General features: G+C 35.0%; 21 protein-coding genes. 15 read left to right on the top strand and 6 right to left on the bottom strand.

What is annotated here, in order from left to right; translation table 11 throughout:
- Positions 1 to 3: 3 nt before the first annotated feature.
- The 6 genes from AC57AW_RS04580 to rimP form a co-directional block, all read right to left on the bottom strand.
- Positions 4 to 1,941, bottom strand: a complete 1,938-nt coding sequence (locus tag AC57AW_RS04580) for a putative porin (protein ID WP_496350972.1) — start codon at positions 1,939 to 1,941, stop codon at positions 4 to 6.
- A 92-nt stretch (positions 1,942 to 2,033) separates the two neighbouring features.
- Positions 2,034 to 3,689: a RagB/SusD family nutrient uptake outer membrane protein gene (locus AC57AW_RS04585; RefSeq protein WP_496350973.1), complete on the bottom strand. Its 1,656-nt coding sequence runs from the start codon at positions 3,687 to 3,689 to the stop codon at positions 2,034 to 2,036.
- A 12-nt stretch (positions 3,690 to 3,701) separates the two neighbouring features.
- Complete coding sequence (locus AC57AW_RS04590; RefSeq protein WP_496350974.1) at positions 3,702 to 6,548, bottom strand: SusC/RagA family TonB-linked outer membrane protein; 2,847 nt, start codon at positions 6,546 to 6,548, stop codon at positions 3,702 to 3,704.
- Between the two features lie 305 nt (positions 6,549 to 6,853).
- A complete protein-coding gene (gene infB / locus AC57AW_RS04595; protein WP_318847308.1) occupies positions 6,854 to 9,832 on the bottom strand; it encodes a translation initiation factor IF-2 in 2,979 nt (992 codons plus the stop codon).
- Positions 9,833 to 9,908: 76 nt separating this feature from the next.
- On the bottom strand, positions 9,909 to 11,144 hold the full coding sequence (gene nusA / locus AC57AW_RS04600; protein ID WP_496350975.1) for a transcription termination factor NusA: 1,236 nt from the start codon (positions 11,142 to 11,144) through the stop codon (positions 9,909 to 9,911).
- Positions 11,145 to 11,160: 16 nt separating this feature from the next.
- Positions 11,161 to 11,628: a ribosome assembly cofactor RimP gene (gene rimP, locus AC57AW_RS04605; protein ID WP_255813581.1), complete on the bottom strand. Its 468-nt coding sequence runs from the start codon at positions 11,626 to 11,628 to the stop codon at positions 11,161 to 11,163.
- Positions 11,629 to 11,843: 215 nt separating this feature from the next.
- On the opposite strand from rimP, the gene AC57AW_RS04610 reads away from it, so the two are divergent.
- From AC57AW_RS04610 to AC57AW_RS04680, 15 genes are all read left to right on the top strand, one after another.
- On the top strand, positions 11,844 to 13,157 hold the full coding sequence (locus AC57AW_RS04610; protein ID WP_496350976.1) for a UDP-glucose dehydrogenase family protein: 1,314 nt from the start codon (positions 11,844 to 11,846) through the stop codon (positions 13,155 to 13,157).
- Positions 13,158 to 13,161: 4 nt separating this feature from the next.
- Positions 13,162 to 14,241: a dTDP-glucose 4,6-dehydratase gene (rfbB, locus tag AC57AW_RS04615; RefSeq protein WP_496350977.1), complete on the top strand. Its 1,080-nt coding sequence runs from the start codon at positions 13,162 to 13,164 to the stop codon at positions 14,239 to 14,241.
- 127 nt (positions 14,242 to 14,368) lie between these two features.
- Entirely contained in the window at positions 14,369 to 15,232 is an 864-nt protein-coding gene (gene rfbA / locus AC57AW_RS04620) for a glucose-1-phosphate thymidylyltransferase RfbA (protein ID WP_318847312.1), read from the top strand.
- Positions 15,233 to 15,406: 174 nt separating this feature from the next.
- Positions 15,407 to 16,255 carry an ABC transporter permease gene (locus AC57AW_RS04625; RefSeq protein WP_496350978.1) on the top strand — a complete coding sequence of 283 codons (849 nt, stop codon included), beginning with the start codon at positions 15,407 to 15,409 and terminating at the stop codon, positions 16,253 to 16,255.
- 42 nt (positions 16,256 to 16,297) lie between these two features.
- Complete coding sequence (locus tag AC57AW_RS04630; protein ID WP_496350979.1) at positions 16,298 to 17,554, top strand: ABC transporter ATP-binding protein; 1,257 nt, start codon at positions 16,298 to 16,300, stop codon at positions 17,552 to 17,554.
- 70 nt (positions 17,555 to 17,624) lie between these two features.
- Complete coding sequence (locus AC57AW_RS04635) at positions 17,625 to 18,026, top strand: sugar 3,4-ketoisomerase (protein ID WP_496350980.1); 402 nt, start codon at positions 17,625 to 17,627, stop codon at positions 18,024 to 18,026.
- Positions 18,023 to 18,484 (top strand): acyltransferase, encoded by a 462-nt coding sequence (locus AC57AW_RS04640; protein WP_496350981.1) that lies wholly within the window; start codon positions 18,023 to 18,025, stop codon positions 18,482 to 18,484. Before AC57AW_RS04635 ends, AC57AW_RS04640 begins: the two co-directional genes overlap by 4 nt.
- Complete coding sequence (locus tag AC57AW_RS04645; protein ID WP_496350982.1) at positions 18,477 to 19,580, top strand: DegT/DnrJ/EryC1/StrS family aminotransferase; 1,104 nt, start codon at positions 18,477 to 18,479, stop codon at positions 19,578 to 19,580. The genes AC57AW_RS04640 and AC57AW_RS04645 overlap by 8 nt, the downstream gene beginning before the upstream one ends.
- A 65-nt stretch (positions 19,581 to 19,645) precedes the next feature.
- Complete coding sequence (locus AC57AW_RS04650) at positions 19,646 to 20,554, top strand: hypothetical protein (RefSeq protein ID WP_496350983.1); 909 nt, start codon at positions 19,646 to 19,648, stop codon at positions 20,552 to 20,554.
- Between the two features lie 44 nt (positions 20,555 to 20,598).
- A complete protein-coding gene (locus AC57AW_RS04655) occupies positions 20,599 to 21,519 on the top strand; it encodes a glycosyltransferase (RefSeq protein WP_496350984.1) in 921 nt (306 codons plus the stop codon).
- 16 nt (positions 21,520 to 21,535) lie between these two features.
- Positions 21,536 to 22,663, top strand: coding sequence for a glycosyltransferase WbsX family protein (locus tag AC57AW_RS04660; protein WP_496350985.1), 1,128 nt, complete (start codon positions 21,536 to 21,538; stop codon positions 22,661 to 22,663).
- Positions 22,656 to 23,501, top strand: a complete 846-nt coding sequence (locus tag AC57AW_RS04665) for a glycosyltransferase family 2 protein (protein WP_496350986.1) — start codon at positions 22,656 to 22,658, stop codon at positions 23,499 to 23,501. The genes AC57AW_RS04660 and AC57AW_RS04665 overlap by 8 nt, the downstream gene beginning before the upstream one ends.
- A 56-nt stretch (positions 23,502 to 23,557) precedes the next feature.
- The gene (locus AC57AW_RS04670) at positions 23,558 to 24,226 is read left to right on the top strand and encodes an NAD-dependent epimerase/dehydratase family protein (RefSeq protein WP_496350987.1); all 669 of its coding nucleotides are present in this window, start codon (positions 23,558 to 23,560) and stop codon (positions 24,224 to 24,226) included.
- A gap of 164 nt (positions 24,227 to 24,390) precedes the next feature.
- Positions 24,391 to 25,257, top strand: a complete 867-nt coding sequence (locus tag AC57AW_RS04675; RefSeq protein WP_496350988.1) for a glycosyltransferase family 2 protein — start codon at positions 24,391 to 24,393, stop codon at positions 25,255 to 25,257.
- A gap of 126 nt (positions 25,258 to 25,383) precedes the next feature.
- On the top strand, positions 25,384 to 26,211 hold the full coding sequence (locus tag AC57AW_RS04680; protein ID WP_496350989.1) for a glycosyltransferase: 828 nt from the start codon (positions 25,384 to 25,386) through the stop codon (positions 26,209 to 26,211).
- The last annotated feature ends 5 nt before the right edge of the window (positions 26,212 to 26,216 follow it).

The raw sequence follows: 26,216 nt of genomic DNA on the forward strand, positions 1-26,216 counted from the left end.
TTTTTAGTTGAACAAATACCACACGATTCCGATGTTCAATCTGAAATCATATACCGGGTAATGTGGAAATGCATATGCTTTGTTATTAGAGATAACCGTTCCTATCTGCTGCCCTTCTATGAAAAAGAACATCTTTTTCACTTTCATATTGATATAGATATCGGCGATAGGCTGTCCTCCAATTGAAAATGAATCTGCTCTGGGAAGGATATATTCATTAAGAACAGGGAAATAATCTCTTGATGCAAACTTAGAGAAGTAATATACTTTAATACCTGCCTGAATTTCCGCTGCTTTTTTGAATGCTTGTGTCTGGTAGAAGAAATTGGCTCTACCAATGAAACTTGGCATAGGAAGTAATTCTTTATTCGTTAAAGTATTTTGGAAATGCACCCTTGTATTCAAATGGAATTTGTTGAAGCTGAATGTAGCGTCACCACCGATCTGAGAGATATTCACAGAATTATCACTTTGCTTCGGATTTCCGTTGCTGTCAAAATAAGTAAAGTTATCTATTCTGAAATAGTTGGCAAAAATCTCTGTTTTAAACCATTTCAAATTAATGCTTCCTCCTACTTCCATTACAGACTGGTTCTTTGCATTTTCAAGATAATAATTGAAATTATTGTAAACAGAAGTATTCAACAAATAATTAAATGAAGGATAAGCACTTTGGAAATTTACTTTAGCATTAACGAAATAATCTTTGATAGGCTCGAACTTCAGGTTATTGGTTGTTTTAAGATAGCTTTTAAACTGGCTTCCGTTTGAAAATTCAAGGAATGAATTCAGCTGAATTTTATCCCAAAGTTTTACCTGTAAATTTCCTACGGCTCCGATTCTGTTTTCTTTAAGTTCACCAGGGAAAGGAACACCATTAAGCGCAACAACATCTCTTATTCCCAATTTGATCATCTGATATCGTACACCAGCATCCAGTTTGAAGTTTTTATTATTAAAAATTAAACTTACTGTGTTACTTAAATTTTCAGAATATTTTTTTGTTGTTAATGGGAAGCCATTAACTAATTCGGTAGGAGCATCATACCAATAAGACTCTAACCCTGACTGGTTATAATAATATTTATTCCCCTGATGAGAAATAATATGTCTTATGCTAAAAGGAAATTTCTCAGAATTGAAAGGCGTAAACTGATGGCTAAGGTAGTATCTTCTGTAAGAAAACTGTGAACTGCTAGACGCAAGGTTTACTTGAGCGTTTTGTCTGTTGCTATAATTACTGTCCCCATTCATAAACAGATTATCTTCAGTGATACCCCCACTTTCCTGATTGTTTACGTTTTGATGAAGATAGTGAGCAAAAAGTTCATAGTTTCCACTTTTTGAAATATAGTGCCCTGAAAACAATGTATTATTATTCGCTGCTAATGAGTTTCTGTAAAGGCCCTGAGAACGAAGTCCCATATATTCAAGAGCAAAATTGAATCTTTTTCCGATATTCTGGGTGTAAGTAGATGTTAAAGCCGCCCCGTTTCGCATGGCATTATGATAAACAAATGTAGCGGTAGGTGTTTTTACATCATAGTATTTCACATCATTTGCCCCAATGATCATATAAGATTTATTAGATGGCAATAAGGAAAGATTCTGCTCATCATTCACCTCAAATACCAGAGGGTTGAATCCTGATCCTATATTGGCAGTCTGCACTCTTCCGAAGTTATCTTTATTATTTTGTTGTGAAAAGATATAAGTTTTATCAAAAGTCATTACGGTATCAAAAACTTTCTTTTCAGAAAACTGAGTCTGATACAGGTAATCATTAATAGTAGGCTTGAAAATTTTCAGAGAATCTTTTTTCCCTGAGTCTATCACAAGAGTATCTTCTTTTTTAGATTGAGGCTTGGTATCAGCTTTATTAACAACCTGAGCCTTGGCTACAAAACTTAAAGAGAAGAGTATGAAAAGGATGTACTTCATTATTCATTATTGTACAGCAAAAATAAGAAATAAAAGGACATAAAAAACCCCTGCTTTGAGCAGGGGTTCTATATCAAATGATTATTGTATGATTAATAACCAGGGTTTTGTTGTGCATTTGGATTTCCAGAAGTTTCAGATAATGGAATTGGTAGTGTATATCTATAATCTCCATTAGTTAAATTCGAAGTTAACACGATATCATCTGTATTATTTCTATCCATAGATACACCTGCTTTAACAGCTAGACGCTTAAGATCTATATAACGATGTCCTTCTATAGCTAATTCAACACGTCTTTCTTTTAGTACATCAGCCCAAGCAGCCTGAGCACTAGCATATACTGGTAATGCTACTGGAGCAATAAAGTTTCTTGCATCTCTTACATTTTTGATATATCCGGCTGCAGTAGGAAGCTGCCCATCATTCACAGCACATTCAGCTAAAATAAAATACATTTCAGATAATCTGAACAACTTGATATCATTTCTAGTATTCGTACCTGTCTTACCTGGATATTTATCAATTACTAATCGGTCTGTACTTCTTGTCTGACCTAAATTATTAGGATATAAAGTTGCATAGTTTGGATTTGGAGAGTTTGTAGGGTCTCTATTTACTAAAAATCTAATATCTCCTCCAGTAGGTGCTCCTCCAGGGGTAGCACTTGGTCCATAAGCTGACTCCATCAAATTATACAAGTTACGTCCCCAGAACCACATTGGAGATCCACTAAGAGCAGAACTATTCGTATTCCAAACGGAACCTATAGCTAATCCGTTTCCTCCAAGTGCAATACGTCCTAAAGAAAATACAGCTTCTCCCCTACTTTGATCTACCCACATTTGTCTGTAAGGATTGAAAGATGCTCCAACCGCGTAGAACTGACCTCTCCAAGTACCACTATCAATATTAGGACCACTCGCAGTAGTCGTAATAGGATTAGCAGATGCTAATGGGAACCCGTTTGCAGAAGCACTATTGACTACTGCTTGTGCGTAGGTTTTAGCTTGTGCATAATCTCCTTTGTATAGGAAATATCTAGCTGAAATCGCATCTACAGCACTTTTCCCAATAAAATATTGGTTGGGATTAGTTATAGCGGCAGAAAGGTTTGCAGTTGCAAAAAAGCTTCTTGCATACGTTAAATCTGCCTCAATAAAAGTATAAATATCTGAATTCTTTGATCTTGGAAGTTTAGAATCAAGGCCCGGAACATCTTTAAGTAAAATAACTCCTAGAGCATTAGGATCTGCCATATTTGTTGAGAATAGAGATTCTAATTGTAAATAAGCAAATGCTCTTAAAGTTCTTGCCTGAGCCAGAATTTGGTTCAATCTTATCTGATCATTAGCATTAAGAGGGGTAATCCCTGCAGAACCTCTTATCAGACGATTAACGTGGTTAATAACTGCATAATTATTTTGCCAAATTTCAGCCACTCTTACTTCCTGTGAAGTTAAAAAATAACGGTGTAATTGAAATTCCTGACCTCCACTAGATGCACCTGGTTTTACTTCATCAGAAAGTACAGCAGTAGTATAGATTGGGTATTGAGGTTCAAGTGTACCATAAACATTACCCATTAAATAATTATAAAGAGCGTCAGTAGTCGTAAATGGAGTTCCATTATCTTCAACTGTCCCTGGCTGCAAATTCGTCTCAATTGCATCATTACAGCTCTGTAACGTTCCTAAAGAAACTAAAACAGAACCAATTATAGATATATTTAAAATTAATTTTTTCATTTCAACTTATTATTAAAATTGCACATTAAGTCCTACTGAAATCGTTTTTGGATTTGGATAAACACCTAATGAATATGCAAACATTGGTTCAGGATCATACCCTTTCCACTTTGTAAATGTTGCTAAATTTTCACCCTGAACAAATACTTTAATTCCAGTAATTGGAAGATTTTTCAATAAATCTTTACTAAAGTTATATCCAAAAGTAATATTCTTCAGACGAATAAAGTCAGTTTTGAAAAGGTATCTATCTGAAGAACCTTCCAACCCTGTATTATTTGCTGTCATAGATGGAATATTTGTGTTTTGATTATCAGGTGTCCAAGAGTTTAAGATATCTCCGGCAAAATTTGCTCCGGTACCTAAAGAGCTAGGATCCATTAACCAAGAATAAACGTTATCATACATCCATCCTCCAGCTTGATAACTAAATAATACATCAGCAAACCATCCTTTGTAATTAGCATTTACACCAAATCCTCCAGTAAATTTAGGAACATAAGATTTTCCTGTTAATACCTTATCATCTGGAGAAGGAGATTCTGTCATCTGCCCATTTTTTCCAATAAATTGCTGTTCTCCTGTAGCTGGATTAACGCCTGCATAATGATACAAATTCCATTGTCCGATAGGACCTCCTGCAGCATTTACATTATCATCTGAAAGATCTGCTCCTTCGAAAGATAAAATCTTGTTTTTATTATAAGCACCATTAGCAAATATAGACACACTATAGTCCTTATTTTTAAGAATATTGAATTTTAATGATGCTTCAATACCTTTATTTTCAAGTTCTCCATTGTTACCATTGATTGTATACTGTCCATTAACAGCAGATAATGTAATAGAATTGAATAATCTTTCTGTCTTTTTTCTATAAACATCAACAGTACCTTCTACGAAATTTCTAAACAAACCAAAATCTACTCCAATATTAGCCTGGCTTACTTTTTCCCATCTAACATTTGGGTTACCTAAAACAGCATTGTAACCTACAGAATTCATATATCCTGTATTACTAGCAATTAAATCGGTATATATGTTTGTACCTACAAATAATGGGTTACCATTATTTGCTGGTTGTATTAAGTTCTGGTTACCTGTAGTACCGTAAGATCCTCTAAGCTTTAACATGTTTACTACAGTAGATCCTTCAAGGAAGCTTTCTTTTTCAATGTTCCAACGTCCTCCCACTGACCAGAATGTTTCCCATCTGTTCTCTTTAGGGAATCTATACGATCCATCTCTTCTCACTGTTGCACTAACTCCATACTTACCAGCATAATCATATTCTAATGTTCCGATTACAGCTAATGTTCCTGCATTAACTTTACCTGCTGATACTTGTGGCACATATAAAGATGGTGTTGCAGGATTAAATGGAATATATCCCGTCCCCGAACCAAATGCCCAGTTAAAAGGATCTAATCCATTTTGGGTATTACTCTTAAATAAGTAATGAGCTTTCAGATAATCTAAATAAGCAGCAACTGTTAATGAATGCTCACCAAATTTTTTATCAAATGTAATGTTAGTTACAGAGTTAAATGTCAAATCTTTTGTATTTGTCATCTGCTCGAAACCTCCATATTGAGCTCCTGCTGCTCTTGCTGCAAGAGAAAGATAACCAGTAGGATGACGTGCAAAAGTACGGTCACTTTCTCTAAAGTCCATACCTGTTCTGTTTCCTACAGATAACCAATCTGTAATTTTATAGTTTACGTTTGCATTTGCAAGTACTGAAGTTTCTGTGAATAGATTAATAATTCCTCCTCTTACAATATCCGAAAGAACCCAACCTGGATAATTTCCCCCAGCTCCACCAATTTGGTTAAACATATCTTGTCCATTAATAAATGGATACGGCTCCATGTAACCTGGGGTTCTTAAAGAACCAAATAATGGGTTTTGAATAATGTTTGCAGAAATATTATCATTGGTTTCCTGATCCAGCTGATGACGCTTAGAATACCCCACAGCTAATTGCATCCCGAAAGTTAACTTTCCATTATCCGATTTACCACTTAAATTATTTCTTAAAGTAAATCTTTGGAAATCTGTGGACTTGAATGTTCCATCAGTATTTAAATATCCTAAAGATGTATAATTATTAATATTTTTCCCTCCAGCACTTATCCCTAATGTATGTTGCTGTAGCATAGCCGTTTGAAAGAACTGCTTATTCCAATCTGTATCAGTTGTCCAAGCATTAATTTCATCTTGAGTCATATCTCCTCCTTGCCCAACTTCATATTGGTGTTCAAGATTCAATAAATCTTTTGCACCTAACATATTGTATTTAGTCTTAGGTAATACAGAGAATGAAGTAAGCATATCATATGTTACTCTTAATCCACTATTGTATCTGGCATTTTTAGTATTGATAACAACAACACCATTAGCACCTCTGTTACCATAGATAGCAGTAGCTTGTGCATCTTTTAGAATACTGATATTATCAATATCTTCTGGATTTAAGTTTCTAAATTGAGATGCAGAAGTAATTAATCCATCAATAACATAAAGAGGATCTGTTGATGCATTGATTGAAGATAGACCACGTACCATAACATTAATCTTTCCAGAACCAGGAGATCCAGAAGTTGAATTAATACTAATACCTGGAGCATTTCCTTGAAGAGAATTAATAAATGAAACATTCGGACGATTCTCAAGAGCTTTAGAGTCAATTGTTACTGATGCAGCAGTAGACTTAGCTTTAGTACTTTTTTTGCTATACCCTAAAACAACTACCTCCTCAATTTGTTTGGTACTTTTAGTCGTGTCGGTTTGAGCAAACACAGCTTGCCCTGAAAAAAACAAGACACCAGCCGTTAATACACTTAGTTTAACATTCATATTAACAAATTTTAATATATTTAATGAGCAAATATGTTAATAAATATTAACATCCACAAATTAAACTAACTTTCAAACACTTGATTTTTTTAATGTTTCATTTAAAAAACATGTAAATAAAATAGGATTCAATAATAATAAGCGGTTTTTATTTAAAAAATAATATTTTTTTTCTTTTCTGAATTCACTTTAGCGAATTATTAACAATCCAAAAAATATTATTTAGATCTATTACAAATTAGAAGAGTATGAAAAATAAAAAAACCACTTTATAAAAAAGTGGTTTTCACATATTTAGGATATATTTATTTCAGTTTCTTCTTAACAGCTACTTCTTCGTATACCTCAAGAATATCTCCGATTTCGATATCATTATAACCTTTCAGGTTCAGACCACATTCGTAGCCTTTTGTGACTTCTTTAACATCGTCTTTGAAACGCTTCAAGCTTTCAAGTTCACCATCAAATTTAACAATACCATCTCTCAATAGACGTACTCTCGACTGTCTTGTAACTTTTCCAGTAAGAACCATACATCCGGCAATTGAACCAACTTTAGAAATCTTGAATACCTCACGGATTTCAACATTACCAATTACCTGCTCCTGAATTTCAGGAGAAAGCATTCCTTCCATTGCTTCTTTTACCTCATCAATTGCTTTATAGATTACAGAATAAGTTCTGATCTCAATTTCCTCACGATCTGCAAGCTCTTTTGCATTAGCTCCAGCTCTCACGTTGAATCCAATGATAATAGCATCTGATGCTGCCGCCAAGTTGATATCAGACTCTGTAATCTGTCCTACACCTGAGTGAAGAATTTTCACGCTGATTTCTTCTGTAGACAATCTTTGTAACTGATCAGAAAGTGCTTCCACAGATCCATCCACGTCACCTTTAAGAATAATATTCAATTCTTTGAATTCTCCTAAAGCAATACGTCTACCTAATTCTTCAAGCGTTGTATGTTTTTTCGTTCTAATAGAAAGTTCTCTCTGAAGTTGTTCTCTCTTATTTGCAATAGCTTTACCTTCACTTTCGTCAGCGTATACACGGAATTTATCACCAGCTGTAGGTGCTCCGTCTAAACCTAAGATTGTTGCAGGAATTGAAGGACCAGCCTCTGTAAGGTTTTTCCCTCTTTCATCAAGCAAAGCTTTTACTTTACCATGATTTTTACCTGCTACTACATAGTCTCCTACTTTTAAGGTTCCAGTTTGTACTAACATTGTAGCAACATAACCTCTACCTTTATCCAGAGATGCTTCAATAACAACACCATTTGCAGAACGTTCAGGGTTCGCTTTTAATTCAAGCATTTCAGCTTGTAATAAAACTTTCTCCAATAATACGTCTACATTATTACCAAACTTCGCTGAAATCTCCTGCGCCTGAACATTTCCTCCCCATTCTTCAACTAAAACCGGAGGGTTTAAGCCTGAAAGTTGTTGACGAATATTATCAGGGTTTGCATTTGGTTTATCAACCTTATTGATTGCAATAATCATAGGCACTTGTGCAGCTTGGGCGTGAGCAATAGCTTCTTTTGTCTGTGGCATTACATCATCATCAGCAGCAATTACAATAATTGCAATATCCGTGATCTGTGCACCTCTCGCTCTCATTGCCGTAAAGGCTTCGTGACCAGGAGTATCTAAGAATGTAATTCTCTGACCGTTTTCCAGTTTCACATTATAAGCACCAATGTGCTGGGTAATACCTCCGGATTCACCTGCAATTACGTTAGTTTTTCTAACATAATCCAATAATGAAGTTTTACCGTGGTCAACGTGTCCCATTACAGTAACTACTGGTGCTCTTGAAACTAAGCTTTCTTCAGTATCAATTTCATCTTCGCTGTCTGTCTCTTCAAGATCAGCATCCGAGAATTCAATTTTATAACCAAATTCATCTGCCACCAATAATAAAGTATCAGCTTCAAGTCTTTGGTTCATGGTCACCATTACACCTAATGAGAAACAAGCAGAGATTACTTCAGTTGGAGAAACATTCATCAAACTTGCCAATTCACCTACAGTGATGAATTCTGTTACTTTAAGAGTTCTGTCTTGTGCTTCAAGCTCCTGCTGACGCTCATCCTGCTCTCTACGGAAAGTTCTTTTGTCTTTTCTGTGTTTTGCAGATTTAGATTTACCTCCTTTGTTAGTAAGTTTTTCTAATGTTTCTTTAATCTGATTTTTAACTTGCTCGTCAGTTAACTCAACTGGCATAACTCTTTGTCCAGGTCTGTTGTTAGGGCCTCCTTTTTTGAAGCCGCCACCACCTTGACCTTGAGGACGATTTCCACCACCTTGGTTATTTCCAAAACGGTTTCCACCCTGACCTCCTTGACCTTGAGGACGATTTCCTTGTCCTCCCTGACCTTGACGGTTACCACCTTGTCCACCATTATTCTGCGGACGGTTTCCTTGGCCTTGACCTTGTCCACCTTGGTTGTTATTATTTCCTGAGTTTTGATTATTCCCTTGACCTTGTTGGTTATTCGGGCCACCAGGTTTTTCAATTCTCTTTCTTTTCTTTTTTGCTCCAGAACCTGGTTTTGGTGCAAATTGAGTCAAGTCAATCTTCTCCCCAACGATCTTAGGACCGTCAAGTTTCTGATAAACTGTTTCAATTTTCTGAGGCTCCTGAGATTCAGGTTCAGCCTCTACTTTTGGAGTTTCCACTTTTTTCTCCACTACAACAGCGGGTTTAGGAGTTTCTTTTACTGGTTCCACAGGTTTAACTTCTTCTTTTTTCTCCTCCATTTTTGGCTTGTCTTTTTTCACAGGTCTGTTTCTAGATTCTATTTGAGACAAATCAATTTTATCCAAAACTTTGAATTCCTGTTTTTCAGGAGCTGCTTTCACTTCCGGTTGTTCTTCTTTCACGATTTCTTCTTTCTTTTCTTCAACCGGTGTAGCAACAGGAGCCACAGGAGCTGCAGGAGCTTCCTCAACTTCAGGCTTCTTAGGTTCTAAATCTATTTTACCTAAAATTCTAGTTTCTGGTTTATTTGCTTTAGCTCTTATCACTTCAGGGGTTTTCTTTTCTTCAATTTCCAGTTTTTCTTCCGGAACTTTAGTGATTACCACCTCATGGGAAGCCTTTCTTTGTTCGCCATCCTTAGCAAACTCAGCCTCCAATGCAGAATATGCCGATTCTTCCAATTGAGCGTTAGGATTGCTTTCAACCACGAAACCCCTTGACTGTAAAAATTCTACTAATCTGGACATCGAAATATTGAATTCCTTAACCGCTTTATTTAATCTAATTTTTGGCATCTATATTATTTACTGTTTTTTAATTTTTAAAATTAAAGTATTTCCTTTTTACTGTTTATTAAAATTTATTTAAATTTTAATCTTCAAATTCTTCTCTCAAAACACGTTTCACCTCTTCGATTGTTTCTTCTTCAAGGTCTACCATATTTAAAAGACTTTCAGTTTCTTTATCTAATACTGATTTTGCAGTTGTAAGTCCTACTTTCTTAAACTCATCCAAAATCCACTGCTCGATATCGTCATTAAATTCTCTCAATTCAACATCGTCATCCTCGCTGGACTCTCTGTATACATCAATTTCATATCCTGACAACCAAGAAGCCAGTCTAATATTCTGTCCTTGTTTTCCAATTACTTTAGAAATCTCTTCAACAGGAGTATATACTAATGCATAGTTTTGCTCCTCATTGATGTCAATTTTATTGACGGTAACATTTCCTAAAGCTCTCTTCACCAAAATCTCAGGGTTTTTAGACCACTGAATAACATCGATGTTTTCATTTCTCAACTCTCTTACAACCCCGTGAATTCTAGATCCTTTAACACCTACACAGGCACCTACCGGATCAATTCTGTCATCATAAGCATCTACTGCAATCTTCGCCTTTTCACCAGGAATTCTTACTACCTTTTTCAGCATAATTGTTCCGTCCTGGATCTCAGGAATTTCCAGCTCTAATAATTTCTCAAGGAATTTAGGTGCAGTTCTGGAAATAATAATCTGTGGTTTAGAACCTTTAAAGTCTACTGTTTCAACAATAGCTCTGATATTCTCACCCTTTTTAAAGAAATCGGATGGGATCTGGTTTTCTTTTGGTAAAATAAATTCATTTCCTTCATCATCCAACAAAATCACGTGCTTGTGACGGATATGGTGAACTTCCCCAACAACAATTTCCCCAATTTTATCTCTAAACTGTTCGTACAGCATTGCATTATTGTGCTCCTGAAGTTTTGTAGCCAGAATCTGCTTAAGGGTAAGAATATTTCTTCTTCCTAATTGTGCCACAGGAATTTCCATTGTAAAGTCCTCACCTACTTCGAAGGTAGGGTCAATCTTCTTTGCTTCAGAAATTTCAATTTCCAAATCATCATCTTCAGACATTTCGTCCTCTACAATTGTTTTATTTAAAAATATCTGAAAATCTCCTTTATCCGGGTTTACAATCACATCAAAATGATCATCTGAGTCAAATCTTTTTCTCAAAAGAGTCTTCAGTGAATCTTCAATAATTGCCATAAGATCAATTTTACTGATCCCCTTTTCGTCTTTAAAATCACCAAAGGATTCAATCAACGCTATATTATCCATCTATTCTTTTTTCTTTTTAAAATTTAATTACTACTAACGCTTTTTTGATCTCGGAGTAAGAAATCTCTTTCTCCTCTTCTACATCTACTTTCCCTTTTCCGATATCTTTCGGCTTGCGGTAACGTAAAGTAAGTGTGATCTTCTCATCATCTACTTTTGACAATTCTCCTTCTATTTTAGAAGAATCCTCCAGCATCACCTCAATTTCTCTCCCAATATTTTTACCGAACTGTCTTGGTGTGGATAATGGCTCGCTCAATCCGGCAGACATCACCTGAAGGCTGAAGTCATGCTCTTCACGATCCATATTGAATTCTATTGCACGGCTTGCATCAAGGCAGTCCTGCAGTGAAACTCCATTATCACCATCTAAAATCACTGTAATATCATCCCCTGCAGAAATTTTAAGATCAATCAGAAACAGATCTTTTCTGGTCTCAAGGAATTCATTTAATAATTCATCAATTCTTTTTCTAAACTCCATATAATTTTATCTTGATTTACAGTACGAAAAAAGGCTTTCTTCCGAAGCCTTCCCATTTTTTCCCGTAAATCCATTGCAAATATACGCATTTTTTCTAAAAACACAAAATTATCTTAAGTATCAAGCAAATAGCGCCAGATTCATTTACAATAAATTAAAGGAATATGTCACAGGATTTTTATTACTTTTGTCTCTAGAATTTAAAAACAAACATTTTGAATATAACGATTGTAGGAACAGGTTATGTAGGATTAGTTACAGGAACTACTCTGGCAGAACTTGGCAATTCAGTATACTGTGTTGATATTGATGAAAAAAAAGTAGAAGGTTTGAAAAACGGCATTGTTCCCATCTATGAGCCGAACCTTGAAGAAATGTTTTTAAGAAACATCCAATCTGAAAGATTATTTTTCACGACCGATCTTAAAGAAGCCTTAGACAAAAGCGAAGTCATATATCTTGCATTACCGACTCCTCCAGGAGAAGACGGTTCGGCAGATTTATCTTATGTACTTCATGTAGCCAATAATATTGGTGAGCTGATGACAGAATATAAAGTTATTGTCAATAAAAGTACCGTTCCCGTAGGAACTGCAGACAGGGTAAGAGAAACAATCTCATCTAAAACCAAACTCCCTTTTGACGTAGTTTCAAATCCTGAATTTTTAAGAGAAGGTTTTGCTGTGGAAGACTCTATGAATCCCTCAAGAGTAGTTGTAGGCGCCAGCTCAGAAAGGGCAAAAGACATTATGTCTAAAATTTACCAGCCTTTTACCAATACAGGAATCCCGATCATCTTTATGGATGAGAAGTCATCGGAACTAACAAAATATGCAGCAAACTCTTTTTTAGCAGTAAAGATTACCTTTATGAATGAAATTGCCAACTATTGTGAAAAAGTAGGTGCAGATGTAGACAAGGTAAGACTCGGAATGGGTAGCGATGATAGAATCGGGCATAGATTCTTATTCCCTGGAATAGGATATGGAGGAAGCTGTTTTCCTAAAGATGTAAAAGCCCTTATAAAATCCGGAAAACAGGAAGATTTTAATTTTCAGATTCTTGAAGCTACTGAAAATGTAAATACCACTCAAAAAGTAATTCTGGTATCTGAAATTGAAAAATATTTCGGAGGAAATATAGAAGGAAAGAAAATTGCCATGTGGGGACTTGCCTTCAAAGCAAATACAGATGACATCAGGGAAGCTTCATCTTTAGACAATATTGCTCTTTTACTAGAAAAGGGCGCTGAGATTATAGCGTATGATGCTGTTGCAGAAAGCAATGTTCAGAAACTTATTGGCGACAAAATACAATATGCCAAAGGAATGTATGATGCACTGGAAGATGTTGACGCATTATTTATTGCTACAGAATGGCCTGAGTTCAAAAATCCAAACTTTGAGCTTATGGCGAAAAAAATGAAAAATAAAGTCATTTTTGACGGCAGAAATATGTATCCGCTGGAAATCCCTGAACAAAATGGATTTCATTATAAAAGTATAGGAAGAAAGACCATCTCAAAATAAATAAATGAAAAACATTATCATTACAGGAGGCGCCGGCTTCATTGGCTCCCATGTTGTAAGAGAATTTGTAAAGAACAACCCGGACATTACGATCATCAACCTTGATGCTCTTACCTACGCCGGAAATCTGGAAAACTTAAAGGACATAGAAAATGAGCCTAATTATGTTTTCGAAAAAGCAGACATCACGCAACCTGAAGAACTTAGAAAAGTTTTTGAAAAATACAATCCTGATGCTGTAGTACATTTAGCCGCAGAAAGTCATGTTGACAGAAGTATTACCGATCCAATGGCGTTCATCAACACCAATGTAAACGGAACAGCTAATCTTCTGAATCTTTGTAAAGAGTTTTGGACATTAAATCCTGACCATACTCATGGCAGATTCCCAGATGAAAAAAGAACAAACCTTTTTTACCATATTTCAACTGATGAAGTATATGGAAGTTTAGGGGAAACAGGATTCTTTTTAGAAACAACTTCATATGACCCTCAATCTCCGTATTCTGCTTCAAAAGCAGCTTCTGACCATTTGGTAAGAGCTTATGGAAATACATATGGAATGCCGTTCATCGTTTCCAACTGTTCAAATAATTACGGACCCAATCACTTTCCTGAAAAACTGATCCCTCTTTGTATCTCAAATATTATCAACGAAAGGCCTCTTCCTATTTACGGTGACGGAAAATACACCAGAGACTGGTTATTTGTAATTGATCACGCCAAAGCGATTCATCAAATCTTTATGGAAGCAAAAACTGGTGAGACTTATAATATCGGAGGATTCAATGAGTGGCAGAATATTGATCTTGTAAAGGAACTCATCAAGCAAATAGATGCTAAACTTGAAAAACCGGAAGGTTATTCTCAAAAACTGATTACGTTTGTAAAAGACAGACCAGGCCACGACAAACGTTACGCTATTGATGCAACAAAACTAAATAAAGATTTAGGATGGAAACCGTCAGTAACCTTTGAAGAAGGATTGGGTAAAACAATTGACTGGTATCTTGAAAACAAAGAGTGGCTTGAAAATGTAACTTCAGGAAACTATCAGGATTACTATAGCAAGCAATACAGCTAATCACTCAGCTATTGAGAAAAGATAAAGAATAGCCGAAACAACCTTTTATTCTTTAATAACCATCTATAAATAGCAAAAGAAATTCAACTTACAACACAAAAGAAATAAGCGTAATACGCACCACCAAATGAAAGGAATAATATTAGCCGGAGGATCCGGAACAAGACTTTACCCTCTAACTATTGCAGTAAGTAAGCAGCTGATGCCTGTTTACGACAAACCTATGATCTACTATCCACTTTCTACGCTACTTTTAGCAGGAATCAAGGATATTCTGATTATCACTACTCCACATGACCAGGCTGGTTTTATCAAGCTTCTGGGCGATGGCTCTCAAATCGGCTGTAATATAGAATACATTGTACAGCCAAGCCCCGACGGTCTTGCACAGGCATTTATTTTGGGTGACCAGTTTATTGGCAATGATTCTGCTGCACTGGTACTGGGTGATAATATTTTCTACGGTTCCGAAATGGGAACTTTACTAAAAAATAAAACCAATCCGGATGGAGGAGTTGTTTTTGCCTATCACGTTGCCGACCCGGAAAGATATGGTGTTGTAGAATTTGACAAAGACTTAAAGGCTGTTTCTATTGAAGAAAAACCTCTAAATCCAAAGTCAAATTATGCCGTACCTGGTCTTTATTTTTATGATAATAATGTAGTAGAAATCGCTAAAAACATTCAGCCTTCTGCAAGGGGTGAGCTGGAGATTACCGATATCAACAATGTCTATTTAAAAAACGAAAAGCTTGAAGTTGCTGTTCTGGACAGAGGTACTGCATGGCTGGACACCGGAACTTTTGATTCTCTTCATGACGCTTCAGAATTTGTAAGTGTTATTGAAAAAAGACAAGGATTTAAAATCGGATGCATTGAAGAAATTGCATTCAGAAATAAATTCATTAATGAAGAGAAACTTCTTGAAACCGCGGCCAAATATGGCAAAAGCGGCTATGGTGAATACCTGAAACAACTTATTGGTAAATAACAAATACAATTTATAAAAATCATAGACTATTGGCTTTATAGCCAATAGTTTTTGTTCATACCACCAAATATCAATATATTAGTTGTTGCTTTTTAGTTTTATTTATCATGAAAATTTATAAACTAAAAGATATGGTAAGAATTAATTATTATAAATTTGCAAAAACTTACACAGATGAATGAACCACAACAGAAGTGGACTGAGACGATTGATGCAGATCATTCGTTATTTGACTTGAAGCTAAAAGAAGTCTGGAGATACAAAGATCTTGTTTATATGTTTGTAAAAAGAGACTTTATATCCAGTTTTAAGCAGACTATTTTAGGACCTATATGGTTTTTTATCAATCCCATTCTAACAACCATTGTATACCTAATTATTTTTGGAAGAATTGCCAAGCTCCCAACAGATGGAGCTCCGCCTCTTCTTTTTTATCTGGCCGGTGTCACTCTTTGGAATTATTTTTCTTCCTCATTATTGGCAACATCCTCTACTTTTACCGGAAATGCCGGAATTTTTGGAAAAGTATATTTTCCTAGACTGGTAACGCCACTATCTATTGTTATCTCCAACCTTATGAGGTTTGGGGTGCAGTTTGTTTTATTCATCCTTACCTGGGGGTATTATTATTATAAAGGAGAAGCCCATCCCAATATCTGGATTCTTGCAACTCCATTTCTCATACTTCTGATGGCACTTTTTGCATTAGGTGTTGGAATGATCTTTTCTTCACTTACTACGAAATATAAAGATTTAGCAATGCTTTTAGGTTTTGGGGTAAGCTTATATATGTATGCAACTCCAGTAATATATCCAGTTTCCTCATTACCGGGATTTTTCAAAAAACTGGCATATTATAATCCCTTGACAGGTATTTTTGAATGCTTTAAATATGCGTGGATCGGTGTAGGAGATTTCTCTCCCGCGATGCTTGGAATCAGCACAATTATCATTCTTATTCTTTTAATGATAGGAATTTTTGTCTTCAATAAAGTTGAAAAAAGCTTTATGGATACAGTATAATGTTTACTAGTGCCTTTTTATTAATTTTAAATTATTCAAAATATGCTGTCTTTAAAAGCAGAAAATATATCTAAACAATACCGTCTGGGACAAGTCGGAACAGGAACTCTTTCTCATGACCTCAACAGATTCTGGCATAAAGTAAGAGGAAAAGAAGATCCTTATCTGAAAATTGGAGAAGCCAATGACAGAGCAACAAAAGGAGATTCAGAATATGTATGGTCACTACAGAATATCAACTTTGAAATAGAGCAGGGAGACGCTGTAGGAATTATTGGCAGAAATGGTGCGGGCAAATCTACATTACTGAAGCTTTTGAGTAAGGTTACCAAACCTACCACAGGTAAAATATACAGTAATGGAAGAATTGCTTCTCTTCTGGAGGTTGGAACAGGCTTTCATCCTGAAATGACTGGACGTGAAAATGTTTATCTGAACGGAGCTATCCTTGGAATGACAAGAAAAGAAATCACACGAAAGTTTGATGAAATTGTTGATTTTTCAGGAGTAGAACGATATATAGACACTCCCGTAAAAAGATATTCCTCAGGGATGTATGTTCGTTTAGCCTTTGCAGTTGCCGCACATCTCGAATCCGAAATTCTTATCATAGATGAAGTTCTTGCCGTAGGTGATGCCGAATTTCAGAAAAAATGTTTGGGAAAAATGGGGGATGTTACTAAAGGAGAAGGAAGAACAATTCTTTTTGTAAGCCACAATATTACAGCAATTAAAGAGCTTTGTAATTATGGCATTTTACTGGACAGAGGAAATCTTGTGGCTCAGGGTGACATCAATAAATGTATTATTGAATATCAAAAAAACAGCGATATTAAATTTCTTTATGACTATTCAAATGACGAGATAAAAGTTGAAAATAACAAGATTTTAGTGAAATCATATAAAGCGGAGCCCATCAATGGTGATATGATTAATATTAAATCGGGAATTAGAGTAACCGTTACTTTTATGAGTAAACTGGAGAGTGTAGATATTGATCTTTCATTCTTTTTAAAAAACAGTCATGATCTTACCGTAATGAGTACAGGAATGATGGTAAGTCAAAATAAAAATTCAGAAAAAGGAGATTACACTGTAAGCTTTGAAATCCCTCCCTACACAATTAATGAAGATTCTTATTATTTTGATTTCTTTTGGGGAATAAATAGATCTGACATAGCTTTTAGAACAGAATTATTTGGGTTTGAAGTACATGGAATGCAGAATCAATTTGGTGAAATCATAAAGTCGCCAGGAATTTTGTTTCCACGTATCACGCACAAAGTTGAAAGAATCTGAATAAAACCACAATAATTTCATAGCTAATAATTTTATACATTTATCAGCATTATTAAAAACCCATATTCACATGGATAGTCCTCATATAATAAATTTTTCTAAAATTGGTTCTCAGGATTTAGGATACATTACTGTAGCTGAAAATCAAAAAAATGTCCCTTTTGAAATCAAAAGAGTCTACTGGACTTATTATACACCTCAGGATGTTATCCGTGGAGGACACGCCCACAAAGAACTTCAGCAAATCATATTTGCGGTTTCCGGAACTATTGAGTTTAATACCTTAGATCTAAAGGGAAATAAAGAAAGTTTCATTTTAGATTCTCCTTCAAAAGGACTTTATATCCCCAAACTGATATGGAGAGATATCAAATTCAGCCATAGTGCAGTTTTATTATGCTTAGCTTCGGAATTATATGATGAAAAAGATTACTTCAGAGATTTTGATGAATTTAAAAGTTATACAAAATGATACATCCTTTAGCAGACGTTCAGTCTCAAAATATCGGTGAGGGTACTTCTATATGGCAATTCTGTGTGATATTAAAAAATGCAACTATTGGTAAAGGCTGTAATATCAATTGTCAGGTATTGATTGAAAATCAAGCTGTAATTGGTGATAACGTAACAGTAAAACCCGGTGTACAAATCTGGGACGGAATAACAATTGAAGACGATGCCTTCATTGGTCCTAACGTAACTTTTACAAATGATTTGTTTCCAAAATCCAAAAATAAGGATTTTAAATTAGTAAAAACCTTAGTAAAAAAAGGAGCATCTATTGGTGCAAATACCACAATATTAGCAGGAGTAACAATAGGAGAAAATGCCCTTGTTGGAGCAGGAAGTGTCGTTACAAAAGATGTTCCCAACAATGAAATATGGGTAGGAAATCCTGCAAAATTTTTAAAGAAAAACAACAATGATTAAATTTCTAGACCTACAAACAGTAAACCTTTCTCATCAGCGGGAAATTGAAGATGCCATATTACAGACTTTCCGTTCTGGATGGTATTTGTTGGGTGAAAAAGTACAGGCTTTTGAAAAACAACTTTCAACCTATTGTAATGTTCCCCATGCAATTGGAGTTGCTAACGGTCTTGATGCTTTAAGACTGATTTTCAGAGCATATATAGAACTTGGAATCATGAAAGAAGGTGATGAAGTTTTGGTTCCCGCCAATACATACATTGCTTCCCTTCTTGCCATTACAGATAATAAATTAGTTCCCGTTTTAGTAGAACCAGATATTGAAACTTACAATATAGATTTAGCTCAAATAGAAGAAAAAATATCCTCCAAAACCAAAGCCATTCTCTTGGTGCATTTATACGGAAGCATTGTTTTTTCAGACGAAATTAAAACTGTTTCCGAAAAATATAATCTACAAATAGTTGAAGATAATGCACAAGCTATCGGCGCTGTCTGGAACAACAAAAAATCCGGAAGTCTGGGAGATGCCGCAGGCTTCAGTTTCTACCCTGGAAAAAATTTAGGAGCATTAGGTGATGCAGGCGCCGTTTCCTGCAAAGATGAGGCACTTGCAAGATGCATCAGAACATTAGCCAACTATGGCTCTCAGAAGAAATATATCAATCAATATCAAGGGTATAACTCGCGGTTAGACGAAATACAGGCAGCGGTACTTTCTGTAAAACTTAAATATTTGGATAAAGAGAATAACAGAAGAAAAGAAATTGCAGATCGTTATCTTACGGAAATAATAAATCCAAAAATTATACTTCCTCATCATAAAATAGAAGAAAGCAGCCATGTATATCACCTCTTTGTTATCAGAACCGATAATAGAGATCATCTTCAGAAATACCTTGAAGAAAACGGTATACAAACTTTGATTCATTACCCTATTCCACCTCATCACCAGGAAGCTTATTCCAATCTTAAGGAATTGCAGCTGCCCATTACAGAGAAAATTCATAATGAAGTATTAAGCTTACCGATTTCTCCTGTAATGACAGACAATGAAGTTACCCAAATAATCAACACCTTAAATTCTTTTAGCTAATGGTACTTAATGTAATCTTTTCCTATAACCGTGCAGTTCAGCTGGATTATCTTATCCAGTCTATTTTGGATCGTTTTAAAACCGATTCTAAAGTTGTAATTCTTTACCACACGACCGGAGCTCATAAAGATGGCTATGAACTGTTAAAAAGAAAGTATGAAGACAAAGGTATTTCTTTTGTTGAACGAAAACCTGTATTTTTTGATTCTTCCTATATTAAAGCTTTAAACTCTAAAAAAGACTGGAAGTTTTTTAAAGAAAAAAATCTGTTCAATAAAAAAAGTGATAACTTCAAGGGACTTCTTCAAAAAATAATTCGTGAAAGCAATTGTGAATTTGTAATGTTCAATACAGATGATGGTGTTTTTTATGAAGAAGTAAATATCCCTGAAGAAGTTTTTAATATTATCAGAGACAATCCGGAAAACGCATCCTATAGAATGTATGTTGGGGAAAACCTTGATGGACATCCAAGTTATATAGAAAAAAAAGATGGATATTATCAATGGGATTATTATTCTGACTCTGAATTTCATCATTGGACATTTCCTTTTTCCGTTGATGCCACAGTATACCATTCTCAAGGTCTTTTAAAACATCTTGAAAAGATGGTATATCATAATCCGGTAACTTTAGAAGAAAACGGATATCATTACATCACAAAAAATAAATTATTTCGTATTGGCTTAAGTCCTATACATTCACAACTGGTAGCAACAAAACTAAATAGAGTCTCTGTTGACAGCTTAAATCCAACAATACATATTAAACCCGAATTTTTAAATGAAAAATTCTTAGATGGATACACATTGGAATTAGTTATTCCTGAATTTATCGATAATGCCAATATAGTTCCCTCTGAAATTTATTTAGTAAAGGGGAATAAAAAAGAGTTGATTTATTCTTTAGATGAAGAAGGAAAAAAAATACAGAGTTTACTGGGTATTGAAGGTGCTAAAGAACAACTAGAATAGCCATACTAATACTTTAAATTATTAATAATTCTAAACAAAAAAAAATGTCCGAATTACCATTGGTTTCTATATTATGTCTTAGCTATAATCAATCACGGTTTGTAGTAGAATCCTTAGAAAGTTTCAAATCTCAGAACTATAATAATATTGAGATCCTGATTTGTGACGATTGTTCTAAAGACAATTCTGTAGAAGTCATCAGTAATTGGATCAAAGACAATCCCCAACTGAATATCCAGTTTATTCCTCATTCTCAGAATAAAGGAATTTGTAAATCTTTGAATGAACTTCTGAATATCTCAAAGGGTAAGTATATTATTACGATAGCCCTTGATGATCTTATGGAGCCTGATAAAATTGAAAGGCATGTGTCTATTCTTGAAAAATCGTCCCCTAACGAAGCTCTTGTATTTTCAAATGCCCATATAATAGACGATAATTCTGTACGCTTTCAAAACACTTTTATTCCTTATTTTCATAGATATCTGAGTATTGAATCAGGAAACTTTTACAAAAGATTGCTTGAAGATAATTTTCTTCCCGCAATGTCATGTGTCACAAAATCTTCTTTGATAAAAGAGATTGGAGGATGGGATGAAACTTTAACGTTTGAGGATTATGATATGTGGCTGAGGTTAAGTCAGAAATATGACTTCATTTATGATGACAACAAATCCTGCAGCTATAGAATGCACGCCACGAATTCTCATAAAAAGAAAAACTTTTTAGATGTATCATTCTTTGATATTTATATGAAACACAAAGAAGAGCCTGAAATGAAAAAGAAAATTCTAAAACTTATTCATGAGGCTTATAAAGAAAACAAATTGACGGAAAGTCATAAAAAATACCTTAGAGAACTTGATAATAAAACACTTAGCGAGAAGTTAATACTGAAGAATGTAGGAAAGTTTACTTACAATACAATGCTTTATCTTCAAAAAGTTTATTATAAAAGTTGGTAACATTATTCTTAAATCAATGATAAAAAAAATAAAGCCCCTTGCATTTTATCTCCCTCAATACCATCCTGTCCCTGAAAATGACGAATGGTGGGGAAAAGGATTCACAGAATGGACGAATGTAGGAAAAGCCCAACCTTTATTTGAAGGGCATGAACAACCTATATATCCTGGAGATCTGGGATATTATGATCTACGGGTTCCTGAAGTAAGAGAGCAGCAGGCTCAGATGGCAAAAGACTATGGAGTACACGGGTTTATCTATTATCACTACTGGTTTGGTAATGGCAAACAACTATTGGAACGTGTTGCAAACGATGTTTTAAAATCAGGAAAGCCAGATTTCCCGTTTTGCTTCTGCTGGGCCAATGAAACATGGTCAGGAATATGGCACGGGTTGTCAGAAAAAATACTGGCAAAACAGGTTTACCCAAACGAACAGGACTTAATTGCCCATTTTGAATATCTTCTTCCTTTCTTTAAAGATGAGAGGTATATAAAAGTGGACAACAAACCTCTTTTAATCATCTATGATCCCAACCATTTAAATGATGGAGATTCACACTATATTTCCAGATTCAGAGAGCTTGCAAAAGAAAACGGATTTGATGGTCTATATGTGATGGCATCCAATAAGCTCCGTGATGACCTTGATTTTCAGTCTATGGGATATGACAGTAAGATTTCTAATGCTTTTCAGAAAGCATGGGTACCTCATATTGATAAAAAAGAATATATCTCCCATTCTCAATATTATAAAAACAGGATAAAAGGATTAATCGGAATTAAGAAAAAAGAACAGCCTAAAGTTAGAATTCAGGACGCCCAGGCGGTAGTCAACGATTTAAAGTTTGAAGAAAGCAACGTTCCTACCTATCCATGTATCCTGCCTAATTGGGACAATACTCCAAGAAGCGGCTATCGAGGCATTATACTTGCTAATAATTCCCCGGAAATATTTGAACAGCAGGTTGAAAAAGCTGCAAAATATCTTGAAGATAAAAAAGACTATCCTGAACAGTTTTTAATTGTTAAATCCTGGAACGAATGGGCAGAAGGAAATATTCTGGAACCAGATAGAAAACATGGTTTCGGATATCTGAATGCATTAAAAAAAATATTGAATAAACACAGTCGAAATGAGTAAATTCAGTGTACTTATTGCCAATTACAACAATGGACATTTTTTTGAAAAATGCTGCCAAAGCTTAGTTGCGCAGACTGAAACAGATTGGGAAGCGGTAATTTTAGATGACGGCTCTACCGATGATTCTCTTGAAGTTATTAAAAAGATTATAGGTGATGATTCCCGGTTTAAAATACATCAGAATGACCAAAACAGAGGAATCGGATATACAAAAAAGAGATTAATAAATTTTGCTGAATCAGAAATATGTGGTTTTCTGGACCCTGATGACGCTTTGGCTCCTCACGCTCTGGAAATTGTTTTAAAAACACATTCCGATTATCCGGAAGCAGGTTTGGTTTATTCAAATTTTGTCCGTTGTGATGAAAACCTGAATCCTCTGTCTGTTCATAAAGCAAAACAAATCACAGAACTGGATCAGTCTTACTTTAACTTCAATGCAGAGATTTCACATTTCGTTACTTTCAAAAAGAAGATTTATGAAAAAACGTCCGGCATTGATCCTTTCTTAAAAATTGCTGAAGATAAAGACTGGTACATGAAAATGTGCGAAATAGCCCCGGTTAAATATATTGATGAAGATTTATATTTATACAGAATCCATGATAATGGGATTTCTACGACCAAAAATTCAGAAAAAGCCTTGTTCTGGCACTGGGTTGCCCTGATCAAAATGGCAGAAAGAAGAAACATAAGTGTTGAAGATCTTTTTCTTCAGAGCTATGTTCCGAAAAAGAAATATGACCAGGCACTTAACCAATTGAATCATGTAAAAAATTCAAGATGGGCAAAATTGGGGAATACAATTGGACTTTTTAAAATCTTTAAAAAACTTTAAATCTGTTGATGTACCTAAAAGATTTAAAACTAACATCTTAATTAGAAAAGAAGCATATGATTATTGGTAGTGGAATTCTGGCAAATGCCGTAAGACTTTATGATAAAGAGGATGTTGTTTTTTTTGCATCAGGAGTTTCCAATTCGCTGGAAAAAAATCCTGCTGAATTTGAAAGAGAAATATCTCTGCTGAAATTGGTTATTAGCCAGCATCCAGATAAAAAGCTGATCTATTTTTCCACATGCAGTATTTATGACCCCACCAAAACAGACAGCCCTTATGTTGTTCATAAAATTACGATTGAAAAAATAATTGCTGAGCAATGTTCCAGCTTTATTATTTTCAGGGTAGGAAACGCTGTAGGCCGCGGAGGAAATCCCAATACACTGATCAACTTTCTTAAAAACTCAATTTTATCAGAAAATAAGCTTACCATTCACAGCAATGCAAGAAGAATCCTGATTGGTACAGATGATATTGCATCATTTGTCGGGAAGTATATGCAAGACCTCAACAATGAGATTGTCAATTTGGCCTATCCTTACCAGTATTCATTACCGGAGATTTTGTCTCAGCTGGAAAATCATCTTGCAAAAAATGCAGATTATGAAACAGTGGATGAAGGTTCCTTTTATAATATAGAATTCAACAGCCTTACAGAAGATTTTTTCGCCGGTCTGTCTCCTGATGAATACTTAAAAAAAATCTATTCATCTTATTTATAGAAGATCTTATATGATTGCTTCTGAAAGATACCATTCTGTGCCGAAAAAATAATTTTGTACCTTCGACCAGAAAATTTCAGAGATCATTAAAGCCGAAAAAGCGGAGGTTTTATTACCAACTGAAGAATAAAAAACACATTAAACCTATTGAATAAAAAATGAAAATGAATCCCAAAATATCCGTAATTGTTCCCTGCTACAAACAGGCTCAGTTTTTAGATGAATGTCTGCAGTCTATACTGGATCAGACTTATGAAAATTGGGAATGCATCATTGTCAATGACGGATCACCCGATAATACTGATGAAGTAGCTGATAAATGGGTAAAAAAAGACAGTCGTTTTAAATATCTTTATAAAGAAAACGGCGGCTTATCTTCTGCAAGAAATGCTGCTCTGGAAATCGTTACCGGAGATTATATACAGTTTTTGGATTCCGATGACCTTATACACCGTGAAAAGTTTTCAAAGAGCTTTGCAGGAGACAAAGAATACCCGCTGATTGTAAGTCAGTATACCATCTACAGAAACCAAACCCACCTTCCGGGCTATAAAGATGTAGAACAGAGTTTTCTTACATTTGATGGAATTGTATATGGCTGGGATCTCAGATTTTCCATTCCTATCCACTGTGCTTTGATACATAAAAAGCTTTTGGAAGGATTCCTTTTTGACACCACTCTTACCAGCTGTGAAGACTGGGTAATGTGGATTTATATCACCAAAGACAATCCTGATGCTCTTCTGATTAATGAACCCCTGGCTCATTACAGAAAAGATGTGAATGATAATATGTCCGCTGATCCGCTCAAGATCATGAAACAGCGTCTTAAAATTTTACCGACATTAAAAAAACTTTACGGTGAAGAAGTTCATGACAAGCTGGCTTATCAAATCATAGAAGTTCGTACAACACAACTTGTACAGCAAAGAAAGGAATTTCAAAAAATGATTCCGCTGGCTGTAGTTGCAAAATATCTTTCTTTTAAAAGATTTTACTACAAGCTTTTCAGAAAGAAAGTAGATGGCTAAACCTGCGTTCAATGTACTTCAGACAACTATATTTCCATAAAAACTACACAAATGAGCTGGGTACTGCCAAACAGATATAAGCAGAAACCCTTGTAAAATTATGTAACTTTAAATAAATTTATTTAGATGAGTCAATTTGTACACGTGATAATGACAAGATTCAATGTTCCTACAAAAGGCTGGAACGAAACACGTTCAGGATATAAACCTCTTACTGAAGAATGGCTGGATGACCGTTTCAGGTTATTCAGAACTTATGTACTTCCTTCTTATCAAAATCAAACCAATCAAAACTACGTCTGGCTTACATTTTTCGATACCAATACATCTGATAAGTTTAGAAAAATCATCAAAGAAATTGAAACAGAATACCCTACTTTCAAAGCGGTATTTGTAGAAGATTTTGATGTTATGAAAACGAAAGCTGTAGAGATAATCCCACAGTTTTTTACTCCAGACACAAAATTTGTGATCACCAGCGAACTGGATAACGACGACATGCTGCATCAGGATTATATAAAAACGGTACAAGAACATTTCAAACCCATCCATGATCTGGTAATAGATTTAAGAAGAGGATATCAACTTACCATGCTTCCGGACCGTAAAGCAGTTGTGAATGTCTATAATGAGGCAGTAAACCCTTTTGTAAGTTTAGCAGAAAGTGTAGATAATTTCAAAACAATGCTGAAAGAAAGAGCGCACAACAGCTATCGTCATTACCCTAATTTTTCTGTGGAAGACAGTAAGGAGATGTACATCCAGGTGATCCATCAGTACAACTTAATGAATGTTACCTTTAAACATAAAGCCGTTCCTGAAGTAGATTTTTCAGAATATGGGATGACAGAAGATACCAAATTTACAATAGACGGGTTCAAGACACTTCAGCATAATATTGCCAGAGTACCTTTTGTAATGGGACTTATTTTGAAAAAGATATTTAAAAAATAAGACTC

This window comes from Chryseobacterium sp. BGA-UO-ETr-SB22, assembly GCF_059567885.1.